Consider the following 23,065-nt stretch of genomic DNA (forward strand, 5'->3'; position numbering starts at 1 on the left):
GATTGGAATCGCATCGCCAACGCCGTCCCAATCTAGACTCAATCAAACTGATCGATCCGGCTCCGATGGGCAAAGCGTAAGCCCGCGCGTGCGCGTCCGATCGCAGCGCCGCCCGGCGCGGCTCGCCGCATCACGCATGCGTCAGCTCGGCGGCGGGCGCCCGCGCGCCGGCATCGATCTTGCTCAGCCGGACCGGCACATACTTGTGATACGGCGTGCGCGACAGCGGATCGCAATGCGCGCCCGACGTCAGGCGGTTCAGCTCGGGGCCGATCGGCGCGCCGCCTTTGTAACGCATGCCGTAACCGTGCGGCAGCGTGACCATCCCGCGCCGCACGCTGTCGTCCAGCTCGGCGACAACCTCGATACAGCCCGTCTCGGACGCGCATCCGACCTTGTCCCCATCCGTGACGCCCAGCGCCGCCGCATCGTCCGGGTGAATGCGCAGCGCACCATGCGGATCGACCTTGCGCCACGACGGATCGCGATAGATCTGGTTGGCGTTGTACGCGCGCCGCTCGCCTGCCATCAGCACGAACGGATAGTCGGCGCCCGGCGGCGTCTCGGTTCGCAGTGCGCGCAATTCGTCGAGCATTTCCGGGATGTGCAGATGGATGCGGCCATCCTCGTGGCGAATGAAGCGCCACATCTCGTCGAACTCGTGAACGCTGATCACCGTGCCCGAGCGCCGTTCGAGGATCGCGCGAAACAGCGCGGTGCCGAGCGTCAGCCGGTTGCCGCGATGGCCGGCCCGGCGCACCGCCGCATAATGCCGCTGCGCATAAGCGATCGCGAGCGGCAACAGCGGCGCCACGCCGGCGGCCTGATTCGGCAGCGCACGGCCGAACGTCCGGTAGACGACCGACGCGGCATGCCGCCGCCAACCTTTGTTCAACGCCAGCGCGACGCCGAGCGCGCCCATATACGCCAGATGCCGGGACGCTCGCGGCTCGAGCCGCGCGATACGCGCGAGCATCGGAAAGCGGCGCGGAATCTCGCCCATGCGCTCGAGCAGGCGCGTGTAGATTTCCGGCTCCGGCAGCGCTTCGCCGAGCGGCGCGACGAGCGGATGCCGCAGGTGAAACGCATTTTCCGGAAACTCGAGGTTGAAGCCCGTCGCCTCCCATTTTTCGAATTGCGACGCAGCGGGCAGCACATAATGCGCAAGACGCGCGGTCTCCGTCATCGCGACGTCGACCACGACGAGCAATTCGAGCTTCGCGAACGCCCGCTCGTATGCGGTGGAATCCGCATAAGTGACGAGCGGATTCGCGCTATCGACGAACACGGCCCGCACGCGATCATCGCCCGCCGATTCGATCTCGTCAGGCAGGATATTCGGCGGATAAATTCCGGCGATCGGGTGCATCCGGTGATGTGCGGTGCGCTTGAGCGGCTTGCCGTGCCGGTGCGCGCGCTCGTCGGTATGGCCGAGCACGGGCAGTATGAACGTATGCAGGTTGTTGCCGCCGCGCTTGCCGAAGTGGCCGGTGACCAGAAAGAGCAGCTTCTCCAAATAGCCATTGAGCGTCGTATGCAGCGTGTGCTGGATGCCGAGATCGACGCGCACGCATGCGCTGCGCGCCGTCGCAAAGCCGCGCGCGACGCGTTCGATATCCGCGAGCGGTATGTCCGCGCGGCGCGCGTAATCTTCGAGCGGCACCTCGAGCAACGCGCGCTCGACATATTCAAAGCCGCGACAATGCCGCGCGATGAACGCGCGGTCGTGCAGCCCCTCGCGAACGATGATCGACAGCATCGCGCTCATCAGATAGGCATCCGTGCCGGGCCGAAGCTGCAAATGGATATCGGCGAGCTTCGCCGTTTCAGAACGGCGCGGATCGATCACCACCATCGTGCGGGCCGGATTTTTCTGGATGTCGCGCAACGTATCACGCGCATTCGGGATGCCGTGCGCCTGATACGGATTCGCCCCGATGATCAACACATAGTCGGCATGCTCGATATCTTCGGTCGTATGACAGGTTTGGTGTCCGAATAAACGGCCGTTGAGCCAGAAATCGCCTGTCTTCTCCTGCGCAAGCGCATTGTACGCATAGCGGCTGCGCATGGCTGCGAGCAATTGCCGGCTATATGCGCCGCCGACATGATTGCCCTGCCCGCCGCCGCCGACCAGCGCGAACGCATCCCCGCCGTGCCGCGCGCGCAGCGCGAGCAGACGGCGCGCGATATCGTCGATCGCTTCGTCCCACGTAACGCGCACGAAGCTGCCGTCCGGCTCGCGCCGCAACGGGTGCGTCAGGCGATCATCGTGATGCTGGTAGTACGCAAGCCGCGCGGCCTTCTGGCACAGATAGCCCTTCGAAACCGGATGCTCGTCGTCACCGCGAATCTTGCCGAACTTGCCGTCTTCGACGTCAACGACAAGGCCGCAGTTGCGCGAACAAAGGATGCAAGCGGTTTTTTCGACTGTCATCACACACTCCGTCTGCCTGCCGCATGCGGCGATTGGGGCACTCGAACGCATAGAATAGCGATCGTTATGATAACGGACGCTATTCTATACTTCGGATGAAGTCAATCGAATTACGTCTCTAACCAACGGGAAGCGGCCATGCGCTACTCACCGAAACACAAGGAAGAGAGCCGGATGCGCCTCATCGAGTCAGGCGCGGCGCTCGCCAAACAAAACGGCTTTGCGAACACCGGCATGGACAAGCTCACCGCGGCAGCCGGCGTGACGACGGGCGCGTTCTACACGCAATTCCGCTCGAAGCCGGAGTTCCTGCACGCGATCATCGAGCACGAAATGTCGAAAGTGCTTTCATCGTTCGAAGGCCGCACCAAGGCCGAACTGCTTGCCGCGCTGCGCAACTACCTGAGCAAGGCAAACGTCAACCATCCCGAGCTGGGCTGCCCGGTTCCGTCGCTGGGCGCGGAAGTGGCAAGGGCGGATAACGCGACTCGTAAGACGTTTGAAAAGCTGATCCTGCGCTATCAAGCCGCCATTGCCAACGAAGTGCACGACGATGCCACTGCATGGACGGTCGGATGCGCGGCTGTCGGCGCGGTGCTGATTGCGCGGGCAATGGTGACGCCCGAGCATCGCAATGAAGTGCTGCGCTCGGTGTTCGACTTTGTGGCGCGGACGTTTGACGATGGCGATACGCCCCGGTAACGCTTCGGATGGCTGAGCAACCCAGCGCTGAAGAGGCCAACCCAACCATCGCAGTGACTGCCGAAGCCGCGGTGCATCCTGCAATCCGCGGGGGCGATCCGCACGCAACACCGAGCCGGAATTTCGTCCCGCCCGGTGCGGCGTTGCGTGACGGCCTCCTCACTGATCGACGCCGGCAAGCCCCGCCGCGACGCTCGTCACCGTGCCGCACGCGGCGGGATCGTAGCCGAGCGGCTCCCAGTAAGCGGCGCCATCATGTGAGCGAGTTTTCGGCAGACTTTTCGATGGAAAGGAGCCACACGATAAAACGCAACACTTCAGTGTCGAGCAGATTGTGCCAATGTTGAGACAGGCGAAGCAGGGATGCCGGTGACGGACCAGATCGTCACGTAGGCATTCCGGAGCAAACCTTTTATCGCTGAAAGAAGATCTACGTCGGCCTACAGACGGTCCAGATGCGGCAGCTCAAGTAGTTCCAGGACGAGACGTCCAACTGAAAAAGGTAGCGCGGAGTTGGCGTCGGACAAGGCGATGCTGACCCGCGTATCGAAAAAAGTGTCAAATCCCTACTCGCCGACGTGCAGCATCGTGGACTATCTCAAATCAGCCCACGGAGTCTCCAAGCGGCACACTTGCCGCTTGGCGGCCATATCGTGCTCGGTGTACCAGTATCGCAGTCACCGCGATCCGCAGGTTGCGTTGCGGCAGCATGTATGTGAAATTGCGGCGACGCGAGTGCGCTATGGATATCCGAAAATACGCGTGCTGCCACTCCGGGAAGGCTATCAGGTCAGCAAGAATCGGCTGTCCCGCCTGTATCGAGAGGAAGGTCTGTCGCTGCGCGACAGCCCGATCGCAAGCGACGTGCGCAGTTGAGCCGGCCGGCGCGGGTAAAGTCGGCGGCGACAAATCCGATGTGGAGTTTGGATTTGGTCGCTGGCCAGCTTTCGAGCGGCCAGAGGTTTCGCGCACTGACCATCACTGCTGTCTTCCGCGCGAAGCGCTCACCATCTATGTTGGTCAGCTATTGGGCGCGTCAGATGTCGTGCGCGTGTTGGATGAACTGAAGGCCAAACGCGGAGCTCCTCGTACATTGTCGTGTGACGACGGCTCGGAATTTACGAGTCAGGTGGCGGACCTGTGGACTTACCATTATAAGGTCGAGATTGTCTTCAGTCGGCCCGGCAAGCCAACCGATAACGCATTCGTGGAGTCGCTCAACGGCACGCTGCGCGATGAATGCCTGAACGCGCACTGGTTTATATCGTTGGCCGATGCCAGGAAGCAGATTGAGCGATGGCGGGTCGAGTACAACGAGAGTCGGCCTCACCGGGTTTTCGGTGAAGTGCCGCCTGCGGAATACGTCCGTCAATTTGGCCTACAGGCCAAACTGACGGAAAAACAGAACGCCGAGGACTAGCATTGCCGCTGACACCGCAAACCGTGGCCGCTCAAAAACGAACTCCACTAGGTTTGACTAGCCCGGTTTGCTGAGTGCAGGTCAACTGTACAGTTGGTGGGTGACGATCTTCTGAGCATCAACTCTTCAATGTCGCGCACGCTGAGCTGGAGCGTCTTCTTCAGTGCAACATCTTCGCTCATCGCTTCGTCAACGTGACAGGAGCTCGCTGGTCGCAGGCTTGTCGTGGTCTGGCATGAAAGGAGGTGCGGGATGACATTGCTTCCCCGTGGAAGGATCAATCAATTCCACAGATTGTATGACTTTCTGAGCGGCCAGCTTAAGCTCGAACATGATGCCCATAGCTGAGTTCAAACTTTCCGGGTAGCCGTTGAACGTCTCATCCAGCGCTTTCAGCAGGCGTCGATAAGTCTCATAGAATTGAGAACCCGTAATATAAGCATCGCTGCCTTTTTCGTAATCGGAGACTGCAGCATTCTCCAACAGGTTGCATATAGCCAACGGAATCTGAGGGCCGGTGTAGGAAAAACCAGAAGGATCATTCCGATCCCCCACTAGCTGTCGACCGTAAAAGATCTCACCGAATTTGAAGTAGTGTGCATATTCTCTCCCGCCATTATATGGATCGATAGGATCTGCTCTGATTTGAACCCCTTCACCTTGTGCTGTGATTTCTTTGAGTACTACTTGAGCAGAATCTAACGAAGATACCTTGCCATTTCCAATATTATTTAATTCGAAAGGAAACCATTGAGCAACATCGATCTGATGATCAAGACGCGGATTTGAAAAAATTCCTTTGCCTAAATTGTTCAATCTGATCAATGCTTGGATAACCTCATCATAGAAATCACCGATGGAATGATCGTTGGATGTAGACTGTTTTTCTCCTGGAAGAAGTGCGTTCGTGTCGGGGTATTCGATCTCCATGAAGGCTCTGGCCTGCTGGCTGGTCAACGAGGTTAGGTGGGCTTGCAAACCCTCGTCCACGTTCATCGGAAATGATGCTGGGTAGCGAAGTTTTATACCAAGTTCGTATATACGCGGATTACCACCAATTGCAATCATTGTATTTGCAGCAAGCGTCATGTGCAGCATTTCCTCGAGCACAACGGAATGCATTAGAGATTGGGCACTGGGAATCGCTTGGGCACTGGGATTCTGTTGAGGGATGATGGAAAAGAGCGCTGTCAGATAGGGAGGGATCGTCGTAAATTCAATCATCACGGCATTCTCTAATATATATATCACGTCGCCAAGGTTGGTTGTGGCACGCAATTTTTCGATAATTTCCCTTCGAATTTTCAACATGATGAAGTGATCCTGTTCAGTGGGATATGTTCGATAGAGATATTGGCTTTTAACGCTTTCTACCGTGTGTCAGCGCGATATCCATGAGATTAGATGCCGATTTTTCAGAGTCGGCGAAGTGATGCAATGGACAACGCTTTCCATATATGGCCTGGCTGCCTAGCGTCTTACCGGTTTTTTTTATGACATTGTCGAAATAATTAATTAGCATGCGACGTTTGGTTGAGGATAGGTCACGCGTCACGGGCATCTGGTCGGGGTCGTCTATTGGCTTGTCGAAAACGAATTTCATGATGAAGGCAGCGGAATCAGCAACTTCTTGCTTCGAAAAATCGAACAGTCCCTTGCTCATAACCGGATAGAGGTTGGCATACTGCTGGAGAATCGGCTGTACGTCTTCCCAGCGCGGGTTTGTTAGATCAATGTTTTGCCCTGGTGTGGGGAAAGTGCTGTAAACCACGACGGCAATCATGTCTAATGGCTGCTGTACTGCGGCATCGTTGCCAGCGAAGTTATACGAGAAGGTGTAAAGCTGACCGTCTATATATCCACGCGGATTACCCATCGTATTAGGCCCGGTAAACCTTACCGTTGCGATGCCATTATTGTCGGTACGTGGACGGAGTGGCGTGATGCTGACACAATCGCCCGGTACATTGTTGATGGGGATTGGTGCCCTGGGTGTCGTACCAGGGTCTTTTCTGTTTGATGGAGTATTACCGAAATCGGGCGCTGGAGCGCTGGCCCAGAGCGCCAGTTCCTGATTTGCATAAGGCTTGCCATAGCGAGCGGCATAAAGAACTACTTCCTGAGAATTTCTCTCAGCGGGGCTATGGTCGTTCGGGTCAAGCTTGAAAGCAAAAGTTTCCGCACGAACTTCCAGCCCAAGCGGCGCTTCGCGCACGCAAACCAGCGCATTGTCTGAATCGAGTTTTTTGAGAATGGCAAGCGGCCTTTCTTCCATCAATTTGAGCGTAAGTGCTGCTAACGGCAGTGAATCAATGCCGCCTCGGTATTGTTGCAATTCTTCCAACGATTTAACGTCGCGGGCGACACTGCCAAGCGGGACATAGTCATGAATGGTTATTTTGGCATCCTGCTTGATCGACTCATCATTTAAGGCAGCATATATAAGGTTACCTTGATCGATAATCCTATAATCGCTATCAGTTGGGAAAGCATTGCTCAAGTCGACGTGGAGGCATCCAGGATATCCGAGATACCCGGAATTTTTTTCGACAAATGATGAGAAACATCCAAATCCCCAATCGGGAATTTTCGGGTTCGATTGATTTTCTGAATTCAAATCATAACTGGTACTGGCCAGATCGCGATTCTCGTCTTGTGTAGTCGGTATGAAGCGGCGACCTAGGATAAAAGAGCGAGGTTGATTGGATTTTGCCGGACCAATATTTCCAATTAATTTTCCGAGAGTAAATTCTGGTTGCTTGCTGTCAACCTGGAAGCCATATGTGGCCAAGCGGATTGATAAAAGCCCATTCTCGGATGCATCACGCAGTTCACTGAGAAACTGACTCTTAGGCAAGTAGCCCTCGTCAAGCCAGACGACATCGGTTAGCACTGACTGAAACACAGCTGATGCGGCACTATCACCTCCGCCAGGAGCTCGAAACCAAAGATCACGAAAAGGGTGGCTTTCGTAATTGGCCGTCATAATTTGAAGTCCGTCTTTAGTAGTTAACGAGACGGAAAGTCCATAAATACTCGATGCCAACTGCCAGTCTGTATCCAGATCAACCATTTTGCCCGACGGACGGTCTGGCGAATTGCCAACCGAACCTCCAATCAATGAATCCAATGAATCATCAGTCATAATACTTCCATATTTATCAAATAGACTTTTCACCGTGCAATCGCTGAAACGCATGATGCCGGTACCGATTGGATTCCACCAACCATAGAATAAGTTCTGATCGGTTTGTAATTCTTGAAAAGAAGAATTGAATGTATCGTTATCGAAATGTCGTGGATCGTTATTGACCGTCGAAACATCAGCTTGAAATTTACCGGAAAAAGCAAGTCTGGGGAACTGTAAGTAACTCATGTCTACTCCTCGGATACATTGTCAAATTTCAAAACACCCCCTAATCGCAGGGACGTTTCCCGTAAACAACTTCGTAGCGCAGGTATTCGCCCGAATGCATTGATCAGTTCAATAGCATTGCCTTTCGGGTTTTGGAAACAGTTAGTACCGGCTGGATCGACGTAGCGGCTACCCCGGTGTTCGATTGCCCCGGCAATGGCGGACTTACTGTCGCCGAGGCAAAAATAGATAAATTCGTCGCCAATGCATATCCCAACTCATAGTTCGACCAATGACTACGCATCCGTCTCGGTTCAGCGTCTGGTATAGCCAATCGCACTTGGACAATGCCATTGAGTAATAGCGCTACGCGCGTTGGAAACGGAATGCACACAAAGCCGGTGGTATCTGCTTTGTAACGACATACGAACATGTTGCTAAGAACGCCTTGAGCTTCGGCTGATCGCAAGCGACGGATTCGATCATGACGCCCGGATGTCGACTGACAACAACATCCGGATCATGTTGCTCGCAAACTCGCGATTTCATGTGGCGCAACACCGAGAGCTTGCTGGCCGAGCGGTAGAAAAATCACTAATAAGTTTGACGATTGCATGCTCTAAATTATTCATAGCAATCCTTATTGATTAGATGCGGAAACTAATTTTGATCATGTTTATTATTCAGTCACCACGTATGTAGCGTTGGGCCATGCGAGTCAGAATCGTTCCGCCGATGCCTACCGCTAGCCACGCCGGGTCGATAAGCATCGCCAGCACAAGGCCATCGCATATCGGTATCGCTGCAAGCATCCATGGAATCGACGGCCAAACATCGCGCCGTTGTCCAATCGCGTGGCTTTTGCGGCGCGCAACGATCGTAATCGTCAAAATGTACGCCGCCTGCAGCCCTCCCGCGAGCCAGATCGTTTTCGATACCTGACCAGAAATCGCCAATGCAGTGACAATGTAAATAAATAGTCGAGCGCCAGCCATCGCAAGCACGGCAACTGAATGGCGCTTGTGAAACCGGTTGTACAACCAAATGACAGTCAGCAGTGCGACGCCAGCCACAAGTCCGATGCGATATGGGGCGATTGACAAGCAGAAGAATGCAAACACGAATAGCCCGAATGTGACGGCGCGCGCACGCACGAACGTGATCTGGCCGGAAGGAATCGGGCGATACTGCTGATGCACGCTATCGTGATCGATATCGTACAGATCGTTAAGTGCCATTCCACCGCAATAGAAGCAAGACAGCGCAGCCACAAGCAACAGCACGGATTCAACTTCTCGTTGATTGTTTAGCACACCAGACAAAATAGAAGCCGTCAGGACGTTGATCCAAACAGTTGGCAAATTGCTGACCCGACAGAGGGACAGGATTGCATAAATGCGGCTGTTGAATGAGAGCGTGTTCATCGGATAAAGATATGATCGAGCAGGATCGGGCAGACATCGGTTGATGCAAGCTTGCCGCGGCTAATCCGTCCGCGCTCGGAACTCATCAGAATTGGTGCGTCGCCGTCACTGATGGAGCGAATGCCATGTGAGCCGCGCACGAGCGACGCATCAAGTGGGATCAGATCCATTCGATAACGCATGCCGAACGCTTTACGCAAAAGAGTCATCCCGACCTTCAACGCCGGGAAGCGGATGGCCGGATCGATGAATAGTTCGGCCGGGTCGTAGCCTGGCTTGTTGTGGATATCGACCGTGCGTGCGTAATCGGGTGCAGCGCTGTCGTCAAACCAGAAATAGTACGTAAACCAGCTGTCGGGCTCGGCAAGCAGCACGAGTTCACCGGCACGGAAATGCGCCAGACCGTAATGGGATTTGCCTGCTTCATCCAGAACCTCTCCGACACCAGGCAAAGTTTCGCAGAGGTGACGAACCGTAGCGATGTCGCATTGATCACGGACATAGACATGTGCGATTTGATGATCAGCTACGGCAAATGCGCGGGATGCGCCAGTGTCGAGGTAATCCTGTCCGAGATCGCGTTTAATTGCTACAAAACCTGCTTCGCGTAATGCGCGATTAATGTGTATTGGCCGTTCAACTTGCATGATGCCGTATTCGGACAACACGACAATGCGAACGCCTCGTGACTGCAAGACGTCGAACAAACGGCCACAAACCGCGTCGATCTCGCGAAGCTCCACAGAAATATCGGCTTGCGGGCCCACACGTTGTAGACAGTAATCGAGATGCGGTAAATAGATGAGATTCAAAGTAGGTTGAAATTGTCTCTCTACAATGAGTGCGGCATCGGCAATCCATTGACTCGACCGGATCGTCGTGCGCGGCCCCCAAAAGTCGTAGAGCGGAAACTGTCCGAGTTGCTCGCGCAAGGATTGGCGCAGCATCGCCGGTTGCGTATAGAAATCGGGCAATTTCAGACCGTCCGCACGGTAGAGTGGCCGTGGTGTCAGTGTGATGTCCGCATCGGTGGCCATCGCATACCACCAGAACGTATTGGCGCACGTGAAGGCAGGATCGCGTTGTCGTGCGATGTGCCAGATGCGGGGATACTGCACTAGCCGATTACTTTGCCGCCACAGCATAACCTGGTCGAGTTCGCGAAAATACCAGCCGTTGCCGACGATACCGTGTTCGGCAGGCCGTACACCAGTCAAATACGTCGTCTGCGCAGAGCAAGTCAGCGCTGGCATCGCCGCATCGACGACAGCAATTTCGTCACTGAATGCGGAAAGACGCGGCGTGTGTCTACCGATCAGATTCTTTGTGAGACCAACAACATTAATGATGGCCGTGCGCTGCATCGAGTACCTCCTTGACCCACTTCAACTCTCGTGCAATGGAGTGACTGAGTGACTCCAGACGCAATGACGCAGGTAGAACGCCGAAGCTGTACGTTTCGACTTCGAGCGGCGTCGCTGGTGAAAGTCGCGGAAGCAGATCCTCCAGGAAAAAGCGGGTCGTCTCGATGCCACCAAGTTCAGCTAGGAAAATAGGTACGTGGAAATGCACACGGCATTCTTCAGGAATTTCACCACTGCCAAGCCAACGGGCAAGATCGGGAAGGTCTGCAAAGCGCTGAAGTTCGCCATTCTTTCGGCGCGCCACAGCCTGGTGAAGATACGTTGGCTCATCGAATTTGAGTAGATGGATTGCCTTGTCTCCACGCGCGCGCAGAGCGGACGATAGCTGTACCTTGGCCATCGGAATTCTTGCTTGCGCCAGTTGCTCGAGGCAATGCGCTGCTTCCTCGAACTCGACCGCCTGATGGCAACAATCAAAGCAGAGACCTATGTGCTCGGCAAGTGCGTCCGGGAAATTCATCCGCTCGAAAAACTCGATGGCCTCGCGAGTTTGTTCCAATACACAGCATGGCTCGGGTTCTATCGCAAGGCGGATCAGTGGACCGCCTCGTTCACGCAAGTGTGCAAGGTGTGCCAAAACATCAAGCATATAGCCTTTGACGATCGGCCAATGTTCCGGAGCGAAGCCGTCTCGATAAGCAATCGGTACGGTCGATATCGAAGCAGTGCCACAAAGGGACGGGCATTGCGCGAGGATGTCGGCAAGTCGCATCGTATAGACCGCACGTCGAGGGTCGCGCCAATCGGGTAAGTAGGCTGTCTCTTTAACTCGTGTTCCATGAAATGAACCGTATGGAAATCCGTTGATCGTCAACACGTAGCAGTCGTACTTGTCACACCAATCCGTAAAGCGACGAAGCTCCGTATCGTCAATCTCGAACGCGGCCGAGGCCGATAGGCGAAGACCAAGCGGAAACGTGCGATCGGGAAAGCAGATTCGTTTGACTTGCAACGCATCTTCGAGATTGCGCCGTACATCAACCCATGTGTCGCCAGGGTGAACATTCGTACAGTACGTCAGCGGATAGTCTTGATTCATGTATGGATCTCCGACGGAGGCAGCTTCTGCGTCGATCGTTGCAACGAGCGCAGATCGGATATGCAGTCACGCATGATATCGACGTCAATGCTGTGAACCTCGATACCTTCACCGATTCCTTTGATCAACGTAATGCACATTTGCCCGCCAAGGTGCTCTCGAAAATCGCTCAGCGCTTGTTCGACGTCAAGCTCATCGAGGGCGACGTCGTCGAGCTCAAATCCGATATCTTGTAGGGTCGTGAAAATGACATCGGCAACGTCATCGCCGATCATGTCGAGCCGTCTGGAATACAGAACGTCGAGCGCGATGCCGATAGCGACCGCTTCACCATGCCGCAAGCGGTGACACGAAATCTCTTCTAGCTTGTGTGCTGACCAGTGACCGAAATCGAGCGGTCGTGCGCTGCCTCGTTCAAAAGGATCGCCCGAATTGCGAATTTGCTCCAAGTGGAGTTCTGCACAACGAACTATCATCTGTTCCATCTCGTGCGGCGTAAGCGAGGCAAGTGCGTGCCGCGCTCGATGGAGTTGATCGAAAAAACGTCGATCACGAATTAGCGCTACTTTGATCGCCTCCGCGATGCCTGCACGCTGATCGGCTGCCGGTACGCTGCGAAGAAGATCAAAATCGTTGACTACGGCAAACGGCGGTGCGAAAGTTCCGACAAAGTTCTTGCGGCCATGCCAATTGACCGCATTCTTGACGCCCACGCCGGCGTCGTTTTGACCGAGCACGGTCGATGGCATTCGGATCAGCCGAATTCCTCGATGCGCAGTAGCGGCCGCGTAGCCAATCGCGTCGAGTACGGCGCCACCGCCGACTGCAACGACATAACTATGTCGGCAAAGTCCGAAATTTTTTGTGTGAGCGTATAAAGTCTCGATTTCGTTCAATTCCTGTTTGGCCGCTTCGCCACCGCATACGATCCACGCTGGACGAACGAGTTCGAATACATCCGAATAAACGGCTGCATATTGCTCGATGGCATCGATATATTCGGGGCGAGCAGCGACGATACCCGAATCGACCGCAAACAGGACATGTGCTTTTGTGTCATCTGCCCTCACTCGTATCAGTTCTGCAAGCACCGCGTTGGCCGGCTCGAATGCATGGCGCGTGAAGCAAACGGGGTATTCGTAACGAACATCGAAAATTTGATCGATTCGATATTTGAGCATGGAGCATTCTCGCGGATAGAGACCGGCAAGAGCGTTCAATCGAAAGCCACGCTTGCCACATCAGTTCGGTACGGGACCGTCGACGCGTGGCGTTTGACCGCGCAAAACTGAATTGTCCGCGAACAGTTGTCGCTGATCGAGATTCGGTATGCGATTCAATTCGGCCATGTCGATTTGCTGTGATTGCGCATATGCCTGCAGTGCATTTCCCCAGGTAACTGCTTCAACCGTGGCGGATGGGATGCCTTGTTCAAGCATGAGCCGTGCGGTTTTCGGTACCGCCAGCGGATCGCTCACTCCCCAGTCTGCGGAGCTGTCAACGATGATTCGTTCCGAACCATATTGGCGAACGATGTCGACCATCCGATTGGAACCCATCTTTGTGTTCGGATAAATCGTGAATGCTGCCCATGCCCCGGCTTCCAGCACGTCGCGCACGGTTTCTTCATTGTTATGATCGATAACCAGCTTCGTCACATCGACGCCGTGCTCGCGTGCGACGTCGATCGAACGGCGTGTGCCACGCTTCTTGTCGCGGTGCGGGGTATGAACCATCACCATCATGTCGTGCTGGCGAGCAAAATCAAGTTGCATTTGAAATGCGAAATCCTCTGCAGAAGTAATTTCGTCATAGCCAATTTCGCCGATTGCGACGACGCCATTTTTGAGCGCAAAGTGTGGAATTAATTCAATAACTTCACGCGCGAGCCCCTCGTTATTTGCTTCCTTCGAATTCAGGCCGATTGCACAATAGTGAACGATGCCGAATTGTGCGCATCGGAAGCGTTCCCAACCGATGAGACTCGAGAAATAATCGATGAAACTCCCGACATTGGTACGCGGCTGCCCCTGCCAGAAGGCTGGTTCGATGACTGCACGAATACCTCCAGCGGCCATGGCTTCTAAATCGTCGGTCGTGCGTGAAGTCATGTGAATATGGGGATCGAAGAATTTCAAGATTGTTCCTTTTGATCGTTTATAGAAATTCCAACATGCGCTGTGTAAAGCCGTCTGCACGTGCTTGCTGGATGAACGGAGCGTGAGCGGTAAGCACAGCACGTTGGCAGCGATCTTCCGTCAATGCGCCGGCCCGACCGAGCGCAAGCAATGCGCCGCGCTGCCTCCGATCATTGTTTTCCATTAGCTCATTTTGAAGTGCATGCATTCCGCGATCGTCGAGATAAGGGCCAAGGCAAAACCACAGCTGCGGTGGTATATCGCGCCCTGCACTGCGACGTTCGTCTACAAGATCAAGCGCCATGTGAGCGAGCTCCGGTGAGAGGCGTTCGCCTATTCCGTTAATTTGCCAAAGCGGCACATCGATGAATACGGCCTTGATGACGAACTGGCGCCATGATATGTCGTCGAAATACTTGACTGGATACGGCGAATAGCATCCGACAGCTTCGAATATCGTGCGCATGTTGCTGCGACAACCTTCGCAGGCGCGCCGGATAAAGCGTTCTCCCCGAGGTAGCAACGGCAACGAACGATAGAGCGCACACGATTCGTCGTGGTCAGGAAATCGGAAGCAATATTCGAATATGTTCGGGAAGGCATCACTGTCGATGTCCGGTGAGGTTAGCAACAAGGCGATACGCAATGCTTCGAGTACGTTCCACTTGGCCGGATTGCAATTGGAACCCATTTCAACCAACGAACGATGCTCGGCGTCATTCAATGAAAGTGTTGGGTAATGTCGAGCATGTCGCCCGGCGAGCGTGATCAATTGTGTTAGGCGTAAATTCGATACGCCGCTGTGTATTTCACCTGAGGCTGCCAGGAAGAAATCATACGCTTCAGCAGACAAGTGCCTACTCAAGACTTTTGCCAGGAAGCTAGCATATTTAACGTTTACCGAGTTTTCCATACACTATCGCCGATGCCGGCACCCATTTTATTCATTTCAGTTTATTTTAAGATCAACCGAGATAATTAATCTACGAGCGCAAAACAAATGATGCCGCATCAAGAATGCATGTTTTAAAAACAAAAATAAAGCTCCTTTTTTTAGTAGCGTCCTGAACAGTATGAGTACCACTATGTTGATAATTATTCTGTTTTCAGTTGCGACATAAGCATCGTTATGAGCGGCACTCATGGCACCGATGGTATTCAATCTTGACTTCAGAGAATGGAAGTAGCCCCAGCACACGCATCCTGAGCGCCGCCACGCTTGATTGACGGCGCCACGGTACTACCCGCATCGTCATCGAAGGTAAGAATTTTCGCAAATCCAAGCCAATATCAGAGAACAACGACAGATGATTGAAAATTCCAGCAATATACATTCTCACACCCGGATCAAAGCGCATTTTCAAAACCATTAAAAATAACTTATTACGTCATCCCGTGACAAACGGTGAAACTTCAGAGCAAAATCGCAACCATCATTTCAATGTTTACACGTGCATTTTAATGACCTAAGCTGGGATTGCCGGCTCTGATATTAGGGTTGGCAAGTACCCCTGTAAGGTGAGATTGATTATCCAAAAAATCTTCACCATACATTTCCATATATTCTCGATCAAACGAGGTTTTAAATGAATCAACATCAAATCCCGGTCATGGCCGTCAAGGTTCGTCCAGTTGATATTACGACCCGTCAAGCTCTAGAAAATTGCTACTGGTAATTAAGTTGCAAGTTGAACGGTTGGAAGTAATTTTTATTTTCAACCGTTCCTTTTAATCTAAGCAGAGGATTGAATGAACGCCGAAGATTATTTTGATAAATTAATTACGAAAAACATTCCAATTGTGGTTGATACCAAAGAATCCGCCCAAGTCGCACACCAACACGGATTCGAGGTCATTCACTTTGACGAATGCGATTTTTTACAAAATAAAATTGCCGCCCTATTAATCATTTCAACATATGAATATCACGAAAAATTGCGCAACCTATGGAATAACTCGCAAGCAATCTTGGCACACCTTGCCATTGCAAAATTCGACAATTCCACAACCTCACTCCACTACTCATTATCTAAACTGCTTTCGGTAGATTGCAGGTCTGTAATACGCTCTCGTTCAGAGGCATATACAAAACTACTTTCAAATCGATGCGCTAAAATATGTTCCCCATATGGGCAGATGACTTGTAGTCTTAATGAAGAAGTAGAAATTGCGAATGACGCAACAATCATGAAAGCGGGTTGGTTATACTCCATTGCAGAATTCTTCGAAGCATCAATCGTAAACATCAGTGAAGATCGCTCCAGCTTTACGATAGATGGAGAATTTATATTCAATGGCTTAATTTATCTTTTTAATAACGTTGAAATAAAGAATAAATTCGATAGCTTTCTAAATCAATTGATGATTTCCTGCTCATCAGGGGAAAACAAAATCACATTTGAAGATAACATAGCACGCTCCATTATCATTGGTGGTTTGGACAGAACCAGTGAATTCAATCAAATATTTAGCGAACTTGAGCGAGGTCTGACTGCAACGGAATTCTCACTGGGATGCGCCAAGTACAATCAACCTGTAGATTGGAAAATTAACTCTCTATTAAATGAAGGAGTTAGCGGTATCCATATAGGAATAGGCATGGGGAGAAAAATGCCTCACATAGATTTCATTTCAACCTGCGCAAGTCTTCAATAGATATTCGTCTCGAAATACAGCTTAGTAATTGCCGCGATCGACGGTTGTCAAAGAAAGTGTACAAAAGTTGAGGAGGCAGATTTCGTCAGGGATCCCTGGCTTACGGCATGGTTGCATGGCTTGTTTTGTCGTCGGTGGCTGCCCGCCGATACCGACACGATGCATTTGCCGCGGCCTATGTCGCAGTCTTGAACGCAGAGAGACGCTGTCACGCTGGCGGTCAAGCGACCAATCATCGGCAAGCGTGGTTGCTGTTCAGAAAACAACAGACGGATTTGAGTCGATGCCGGCGAAAAGACACTGCGCTTCAAAATGAGCGGCCTTGATCCGACAAGCAAAGCCGATGCCTAATTCGTCCGTCCGACAGAGCCATCAGCACGTGGCGCCCATCGTCGAGCCACGGGCGGCAAATCTCACGCACTGTTCTCGAAACACGCTCAGCGGCAAATGAAATCCCGCCAGATCGCACTTACCACGCGCGAGCGCCCTTCCAGCCTGGGCGTTCTCACCATCATTTGATCTCGCCCGCCGCTTGAGCCCCGACGAACGACGTCACCAGTACCGCCACCGCGAGGCCGTGCAAAGCGTAAATATGCAAGATGCTGTCACGCTACGCGAGCCAGCGGTTCAGCACGTTCGCGACTTCGGCCGCGAGCGCGCGCAGCAGCCCCACGCATGACGGTACGACAGACCCTTCGTTTGCGCTGCATACACAATGCTGCTCGTCGCAGCGACGAGTTCGTGCAACGGCGCCATATTCGACAAGCTCGTCGCGCGTCCTGCGTTGTCGCGCACGGCCAAATAGGCGTCGCATTCGACTCGAATTAATTACGTCCCCCGATTTTCTATTGCGACCGTCAAGACTTCCGCTTATCGTTGCCTGAAATCCATCAAAACAAAGCCGCGATGCACCATATATGAATTCATAGTGCATATGAGACTTTGGAGGAGCATAACAGATGTCCCCGATTTCCCCCGCGCCCGATGCGCTCGTCGAGCGCCATGCGCGCGCCGGCCGCTCGCTCGTCGCGATCCTGCACGCGATCCAGGACGATGCGGGCTACGTGCCGCCCGGCTGCGTCGCACTGCTCGCGAAAGCGCTGAATTTGTCGCGCGCGGAAGTGCACGGCGTGCTGACCTATTACCACCACTTTCGCACGGCGCCGCCCGCGCGCGTGACAATTCAGATATGCCGCGCCGAAGCATGCCGCAGCATGGGTAGCGAAACGCTCGCCGAGCATGCGCAAACGCGCACGCGCTGCCGCTTCGACGATACGCGCGACGGCACCGCGCATCCGCACGCACATGACGCCGGTGTGCCGGCTGCCATTGCACTCGAATCGGTTTACTGCCTCGGGCTATGCGCGCAATCGCCGTCGATGACGATCAACGGAGTACTGCACGCGAAGGTCACGCCGGAAAAATTCGACACACTGCTCGAGCATGCCGTATCCCAAACCGTGGAGGCAGCATGACGACACGCGTTTACGTGCCGCGCGACTCGTCCGCGCTTGCACTTGGCGCCGACGCACTCGCCGCGGCCATCGCCGAGCAAGCCGAGCGGCGCGGCGTGACGATCGAGCTGATCCGCAACGGTTCGCGCGGCCTGCTGTGGCTCGAGCCGCTCGTCGAGATCGGCACGGCCGCCGGCCGCATCGGCTATGCGAACCTGTCGGCTGCCGATGTGCCGGCGCTGTTCGACGCCGGCTGGCTAAACGGCGGCGCGCATCCAAGCTGCGTCGGCCTCGTTGACGCGCTGCCGTATCTCGCGCGCCAGCAGCGTCTGACGTTCGCGCGCATCGGCCTGACCGACCCGTTGTCGATTGACGATTACTTGCGGCACGACGGCCTTGCCGGTCTGAAGCACGCGCTCGCCATGAAAGGCGACGCCGCATGCGAAACGCTGATCGAATCGGGCCTGCGCGGCCGCGGCGGCGCGGCATTCCCGGCCGGCATCAAATGGCGCACGGTCCGGCACGCGAACGCGCAGCAAAAATATATCGTCTGCAATGCTGACGAAGGCGATTCGGGCACGTTTTCCGATCGTTTGATCATGGAAAGCGATCCGTACTGCCTGATCGAAGGAATGATCATCGCGGGCGTCGCAACCGGCGCAACGATCGGCCATATCTACGTGCGCAGCGAATATCCGCATGCGATCGCCACGCTCGAAGCGGCGATCGCGCGCGCACGCGAGGCCGGCTGGCTGGGCGAACGCGTGCTCGGCTCCACGCACGCGTTCGAGCTGTATGTCGCGAAAGGTGCGGGCTCGTATGTCTGCGGCGAGGAAACGGCGCTGCTCGAATCGCTCGAAGGCAAACGCGGCGTGGTGCGCGCGAAGCCTCCGCTGCCCGCGCTTGCGGGCCTGTTCGGTCAACCCACGGTCATCAACAACGTAATCACGCTCGCAACCGCGCCCGTGATCTTCGCGCGCGGCGCCGCGTTCTATCGCGATTACGGGATGGGCCGCTCGCGCGGCACGCTGCCGTTCCAACTCGCGGGCAACATCAAGCAAGGCGGCCTGGTCGAGCTTGCGTTCGGCGCGACGCTGCGCGAGCTGCTGTTCGATTTCGGCGGCGGCACCGCTAGCGGGCGGCCCGCGCGCGCCGCGCAAGTCGGCGGCCCGCTCGGCACGTATCTGCCGGAGCATCAATGGGACGTGCCGTTGGATTACGAGGCCTACGCGGCGATCGGCGCGGTCGTCGGTCACGGGGGCATCGTGCTGCACGACGACACGTCGAATCTGGCGCAGCTCGCCGAGTACGCGATGAAATTCTGCGCGATCGAATCGTGCGGCAAGTGCACGCCCTGCCGGATCGGCTCGACGCGCGGCGTCGAAACCATCGCGCGCATTCGGCAAGGCGACACCTCCGAGCGGCAAATCACGCTGCTGCGCGAGCTGTGCGACACGATGCTCGCCGGCTCGCTATGCGCGATGGGCGGGATGACGCCGTATCCGGTCCTCTCCGCGCTCGAGCATTTTCCCGAGGATTTCGGGCTCGCCGCCGGCAAAAACGCCGCGCCGAACCCGGTCAAGACCGCGGCCTGATCCGCAAGGAGCCTCCATGTCCACCGACACGCTCAACGGCCGCGAAAGCGGCTGTGGCTCGAGCCACTGCACATGCAAACACACCGCGCAGGCGCGCGTGCTGGAGCCGTTCGACGATACGGATTACGGTACGCCGCGCCGCCACGCCGACACCCGCGTCACGCTCGAGATCGACGGCCGGCCTGTCACGGTGCCTGCCGGCACGTCGGTCATGCGCGCCGCGATCGAGGCGGGCATCAACGTGCCGAAGCTGTGCGCGACCGATTCGCTCGAACCGTTCGGCTCGTGCCGCCTGTGTCTCGTCGAAATCGAAGGCCGGCGCGGCTATCCGGCCTCGTGCACGACACCGGCCGAAGCCGGCATGAAGGTGCGCACCCAATCGGAGCGCTTGCAGACGCTGCGCCGCAACGTGATGGAGCTGTATATCTCCGATCATCCGCTCGACTGCCTGACCTGCCCCGCCAACGGCGACTGCGAGTTGCAAGACATGGCCGGCATCGTCGGCCTGCGCGAAGTGCGCTACGGCAACGGCGGCGCCAATCATCTGCACGAGCCGAAAGACGAATCCAACCCATATTTCACCTACGACCCGTCGAAATGCATCGTCTGCAGCCGCTGCGTGCGTGCGTGTGAGCAAACGCAGGGCACGTTCGCGCTGACGATCGCCGCGCGCGGCTTCGAATCGCGCGTCGCAGCCAGCGAAAGCGAATCGTTCATGGCCTCCGAATGCGTGTCGTGCGGCGCGTGCGTCGCCGCATGCCCGACCGCGACGCTACAGGAAAAATCGGTCGTGCAGCTCGGCCAACCCGAGCATGCGATTGTCACGACGTGCGCATATTGCGGCGTCGGCTGCTCGCTGAAGGCCGAGATGAAAGGTTCGCAGGTCGTGCGCATGACGCCGCACCGCAATGGCCGCGCCAACGAAGGCCACGCCTGCGTGAAAGGCCGCTTCGCGTGGGGCTACGCGACACACAAGGACCGCATCACGAAGCCGATGATCCGCGAGAAAATCAGCGATCCGTGGCGCGAAGTGAGTTGGGACGAAGCGCTCACTTATGCGGCAACGCGGCTGCGCAGCCTGCAGGCGAAATACGGCCGCGATTCGATCGGCGGCATCACGTCGTCGCGTTGCACGAACGAGGAAACCTACCTGGTGCAAAAGCTGGTGCGCGCCGCGTTCGGCAACAATAACGTCGACACCTGCGCACGCGTTTGCCATTCGCCGACCGGCTACGGGCTCAAAACGACGCTGGGCGAATCGGCGGGCACGCAAACCTTCGCGTCGATCGGCAACGCAGACGTGATCGTCGTGATCGGCGCGAACCCGACCGACGGCCATCCGGTTTTCGGCTCGCGCCTGAAGCGCCGCGTGCGCGAAGGCGCAAAGCTGATCGTCATCGATCCGCGCCGCATCGATCTCGTCGATGGCCCGCACGTGAAAGCCGATCATCATCTGCAACTGCGCCCCGGCACCAACGTCGCCATCATCAATGCGCTCGCCCATGTGATCGTCACCGAAGGGCTCGTCGACAACGCCTTCGTCGCCGAGCGCTGCGAAGCCCGCGCTTACGAGCAATGGCGCGAGTTCGCGGCGCGCGCCGAGAATTCGCCCGAAGCAAGCGCTGCCGTGACCGGCGTACCGGCCGAACAGGTGCGCGCCGCCGCGCGCCTGTATGCGAGCGGCGCACGCCCCGCCGGCATGGGCCGGGGGCGCTCCGCAATCTATTACGGACTCGGTGTAACCGAGCATGCGCAAGGCTCGACGATGGTGATGGGCATCGCGAATCTCGCGATGGCCACCGGCAACATCGGCCGTGAAGGCGTTGGCGTCAATCCGCTGCGCGGTCAGAACAACGTGCAAGGCTCATGCGACATGGGTTCGTTCCCGCACGAGCTTCCCGGCTATCGGCACATCGGCGATGCGAACGTGCGCGCGCAGTTCGAAGCGGCGTGGGGCGCGACGTTGCAGCCGGAACCGGGTCTACGCATTCCGAACATGTTCGATGCGGCGCTGGACGGCAGTTTCAAGGGCCTCTATTGCCAAGGCGAGGATATCGTTCAGTCGGACCCGAATACGCAACATGTCGCGGCCGCACTGACCTCGATGGAATGCATCGTCGTGCAGGATATCTTTCTGAACGAGACGGCAAAGTATGCGCATGTGTTCCTGCCCGGCTCGTCGTTTCTCGAAAAGGACGGCACCTTCACCAACGCCGAGCGACGCATCTCGCGCGTGCGCAAGGTCATGCCGCCGCTTGCCGGCTATGCGGACTGGGAAGTGACGCTGATGCTGTCCCGCGCGCTCGGCTACGCGATGGATTATGCGCATCCATCGGAAATCATGGACGAAATCGCGCGGCTCACGCCGACCTTCGCGGGCGTATCGTATGACAAGCTCGATGCGCTCGGCAGTATCCAATGGCCATGCAACGAACACGCGCCCAACGGCACGCCGACGATGCATGTCGACACTTTCGTGCGCGGCAAGGGACGCTTCGTGATCACGCAGTTCATCCCGTCCGCAGAAAAAATCACGCCGCGTTATCCGCTGATTTTGACGACAGGCCGCATCCTGTCACAGTACAACGTCGGCGCGCAAACGCGGCGCACTGACAACGTGCAATGGCATCACGAGGACCGGCTCGAGATTCATCCGCACGATGCGCAGGAACGCGGCATACGAAGCGGCGACTGGGTCGGCATCGAATCGCGTGCCGGCCAGACAGTACTGCGTGCGCTCGTGACCGAGCGGATGCAGCCGGGCGTCGTGTATACGACGTTCCACTTCCCCGAATCAGGCGCGAATGTCATCACGACAGACAACTCCGATTGGGCGACGAATTGCCCCGAATACAAGGTAACGGCCGTTCAAGTGCTCCCGGTCACCCAACGCTCCGATTGGCAAACCGCATACGCACGCTTCACCGCCGAACAGCTCGACCTGCTCGAACGCCGTGAAGCGGCAGGCGTATCGACGGGTAAGTGAGAACGCAATGAATTCCGGACACCTGATCGACATGGCCAACCAGATCGGCGCATTTTTCGCTTCGATGCCCGATCGCGATGAGGCACTGGCCGGCATTGCCGACCATATCCGACGCTTCTGGGAACCTCGGATGCGGCGCGCGCTGCTTGCCGCGCTCGACGATCCCGGATGCGAGGCGGCTCAGCGTGTCGCACCGATCGTCCGTGACGCGGTTGCAGCGTATCGCGATACGCTGTCACCCGTCATCTCGCCCGCGTGAAACCGCTGCGCCGTTCGGCCTGCCACGTCAGTTATTTCGTCGCGTGATACGGCGGCATGGGCGTGGCATGCTGTTGCGCGACGCATGCTTATATGGCGCGCACGAGCCGCTGCGCTATTTTGACGTGTGGGTGCCTGTTGTAGGATAGATGCGGGACCGGATGCCCCGTACCGCATC

General features: G+C 56.0%; 15 protein-coding genes and 2 pseudogenes. 7 read left to right on the forward strand and 10 right to left on the reverse strand.

Annotated features, from left to right (window positions below):
* Positions 1 to 130: 130 nt before the first annotated feature.
* Positions 131 to 2,488 (reverse strand): molybdopterin-dependent oxidoreductase, encoded by a 2,358-nt coding sequence (locus tag AQ611_RS22855; RefSeq protein WP_069236165.1) that lies wholly within the window; start codon positions 2,486 to 2,488, stop codon positions 131 to 133.
* Between the two features lie 87 nt (positions 2,489 to 2,575).
* Between AQ611_RS22855 and AQ611_RS22860 the strand changes: the two genes are divergently transcribed.
* Both AQ611_RS22860 and AQ611_RS22865 read left to right on the forward strand, forming a co-directional pair.
* The gene (locus AQ611_RS22860) at positions 2,576 to 3,139 is read left to right on the forward strand and encodes a TetR/AcrR family transcriptional regulator (protein ID WP_069236166.1); all 564 of its coding nucleotides are present in this window, start codon (positions 2,576 to 2,578) and stop codon (positions 3,137 to 3,139) included.
* A 340-nt stretch (positions 3,140 to 3,479) separates the two neighbouring features.
* Positions 3,480 to 4,559, forward strand: a pseudogene (locus AQ611_RS22865) (IS3 family transposase).
* A 189-nt stretch (positions 4,560 to 4,748) separates the two neighbouring features.
* On the opposite strand, the gene AQ611_RS22870 reads toward AQ611_RS22865, so the two are convergent.
* From AQ611_RS22870 to AQ611_RS25935, 8 genes are all read right to left on the reverse strand, one after another.
* Positions 4,749 to 5,870, reverse strand: coding sequence for a ferritin-like domain-containing protein (locus AQ611_RS22870; RefSeq protein WP_069236167.1), 1,122 nt, complete (start codon positions 5,868 to 5,870; stop codon positions 4,749 to 4,751).
* Positions 5,871 to 5,919: 49 nt separating this feature from the next.
* Positions 5,920 to 7,935 (reverse strand): hypothetical protein, encoded by a 2,016-nt coding sequence (locus AQ611_RS25930; protein WP_146011745.1) that lies wholly within the window; start codon positions 7,933 to 7,935, stop codon positions 5,920 to 5,922.
* Between the two features lie 662 nt (positions 7,936 to 8,597).
* Positions 8,598 to 9,338 carry a UbiA family prenyltransferase gene (locus AQ611_RS22880; protein WP_069236169.1) on the reverse strand — a complete coding sequence of 247 codons (741 nt, stop codon included), beginning with the start codon at positions 9,336 to 9,338 and terminating at the stop codon, positions 8,598 to 8,600.
* On the reverse strand, positions 9,335 to 10,702 hold the full coding sequence (locus AQ611_RS22885; protein WP_069236170.1) for an alkaline phosphatase family protein: 1,368 nt from the start codon (positions 10,700 to 10,702) through the stop codon (positions 9,335 to 9,337). Before AQ611_RS22885 ends, AQ611_RS22880 begins: the two co-directional genes overlap by 4 nt.
* A complete protein-coding gene (eboE, locus tag AQ611_RS25185) occupies positions 10,680 to 11,801 on the reverse strand; it encodes a metabolite traffic protein EboE (protein ID WP_083237517.1) in 1,122 nt (373 codons plus the stop codon). Before eboE ends, AQ611_RS22885 begins: the two co-directional genes overlap by 23 nt.
* The gene (locus AQ611_RS22895; protein ID WP_069236172.1) at positions 11,798 to 12,982 is read right to left on the reverse strand and encodes a 3-dehydroquinate synthase; all 1,185 of its coding nucleotides are present in this window, start codon (positions 12,980 to 12,982) and stop codon (positions 11,798 to 11,800) included. Before AQ611_RS22895 ends, eboE begins: the two co-directional genes overlap by 4 nt.
* A 60-nt stretch (positions 12,983 to 13,042) precedes the next feature.
* Positions 13,043 to 13,939 (reverse strand): TatD family hydrolase, encoded by an 897-nt coding sequence (locus AQ611_RS22900; protein ID WP_083237518.1) that lies wholly within the window; start codon positions 13,937 to 13,939, stop codon positions 13,043 to 13,045.
* Positions 13,940 to 13,958: 19 nt separating this feature from the next.
* Positions 13,959 to 14,852 (reverse strand): EboA domain-containing protein, encoded by an 894-nt coding sequence (locus tag AQ611_RS25935; protein WP_146011746.1) that lies wholly within the window; start codon positions 14,850 to 14,852, stop codon positions 13,959 to 13,961.
* 836 nt (positions 14,853 to 15,688) lie between these two features.
* Here AQ611_RS25935 and AQ611_RS25940 point away from each other — a divergent pair.
* Positions 15,689 to 16,594, forward strand: coding sequence for a CgnE/CgnB domain-containing protein (locus AQ611_RS25940; protein WP_146011747.1), 906 nt, complete (start codon positions 15,689 to 15,691; stop codon positions 16,592 to 16,594).
* Between the two features lie 361 nt (positions 16,595 to 16,955).
* Here AQ611_RS25940 and AQ611_RS26520 read toward each other — a convergent pair.
* A pseudogene (locus tag AQ611_RS26520) lies at positions 16,956 to 17,419 on the reverse strand (LysR family transcriptional regulator); the annotation flags it as partial.
* A gap of 134 nt (positions 17,420 to 17,553) precedes the next feature.
* On the opposite strand from AQ611_RS26520, the gene AQ611_RS22910 reads away from it, so the two are divergent.
* The 4 genes from AQ611_RS22910 to AQ611_RS22925 are packed head-to-tail and all read left to right on the forward strand — an operon-like array spanning position 17,554 to position 22,888.
* Positions 17,554 to 18,069, forward strand: a complete 516-nt coding sequence (locus AQ611_RS22910) for an NAD(P)H-dependent oxidoreductase subunit E (protein ID WP_069236175.1) — start codon at positions 17,554 to 17,556, stop codon at positions 18,067 to 18,069.
* Positions 18,066 to 19,643 (forward strand): formate dehydrogenase beta subunit, encoded by a 1,578-nt coding sequence (locus AQ611_RS22915; protein WP_069236176.1) that lies wholly within the window; start codon positions 18,066 to 18,068, stop codon positions 19,641 to 19,643. The genes AQ611_RS22910 and AQ611_RS22915 overlap by 4 nt, the downstream gene beginning before the upstream one ends.
* Before the next feature lie 16 nt (positions 19,644 to 19,659).
* Complete coding sequence (fdhF, locus tag AQ611_RS22920; RefSeq protein WP_069236177.1) at positions 19,660 to 22,629, forward strand: formate dehydrogenase subunit alpha; 2,970 nt, start codon at positions 19,660 to 19,662, stop codon at positions 22,627 to 22,629.
* A 7-nt stretch (positions 22,630 to 22,636) separates the two neighbouring features.
* A complete protein-coding gene (locus AQ611_RS22925; RefSeq protein WP_059518787.1) occupies positions 22,637 to 22,888 on the forward strand; it encodes a formate dehydrogenase subunit delta in 252 nt (83 codons plus the stop codon).
* Positions 22,889 to 23,065 lie beyond the last annotated feature (177 nt).

This window comes from Burkholderia singularis (assembly GCF_001718875.1).
GTDB classification, from domain to species: domain Bacteria; phylum Pseudomonadota; class Gammaproteobacteria; order Burkholderiales; family Burkholderiaceae; genus Burkholderia; species Burkholderia singularis.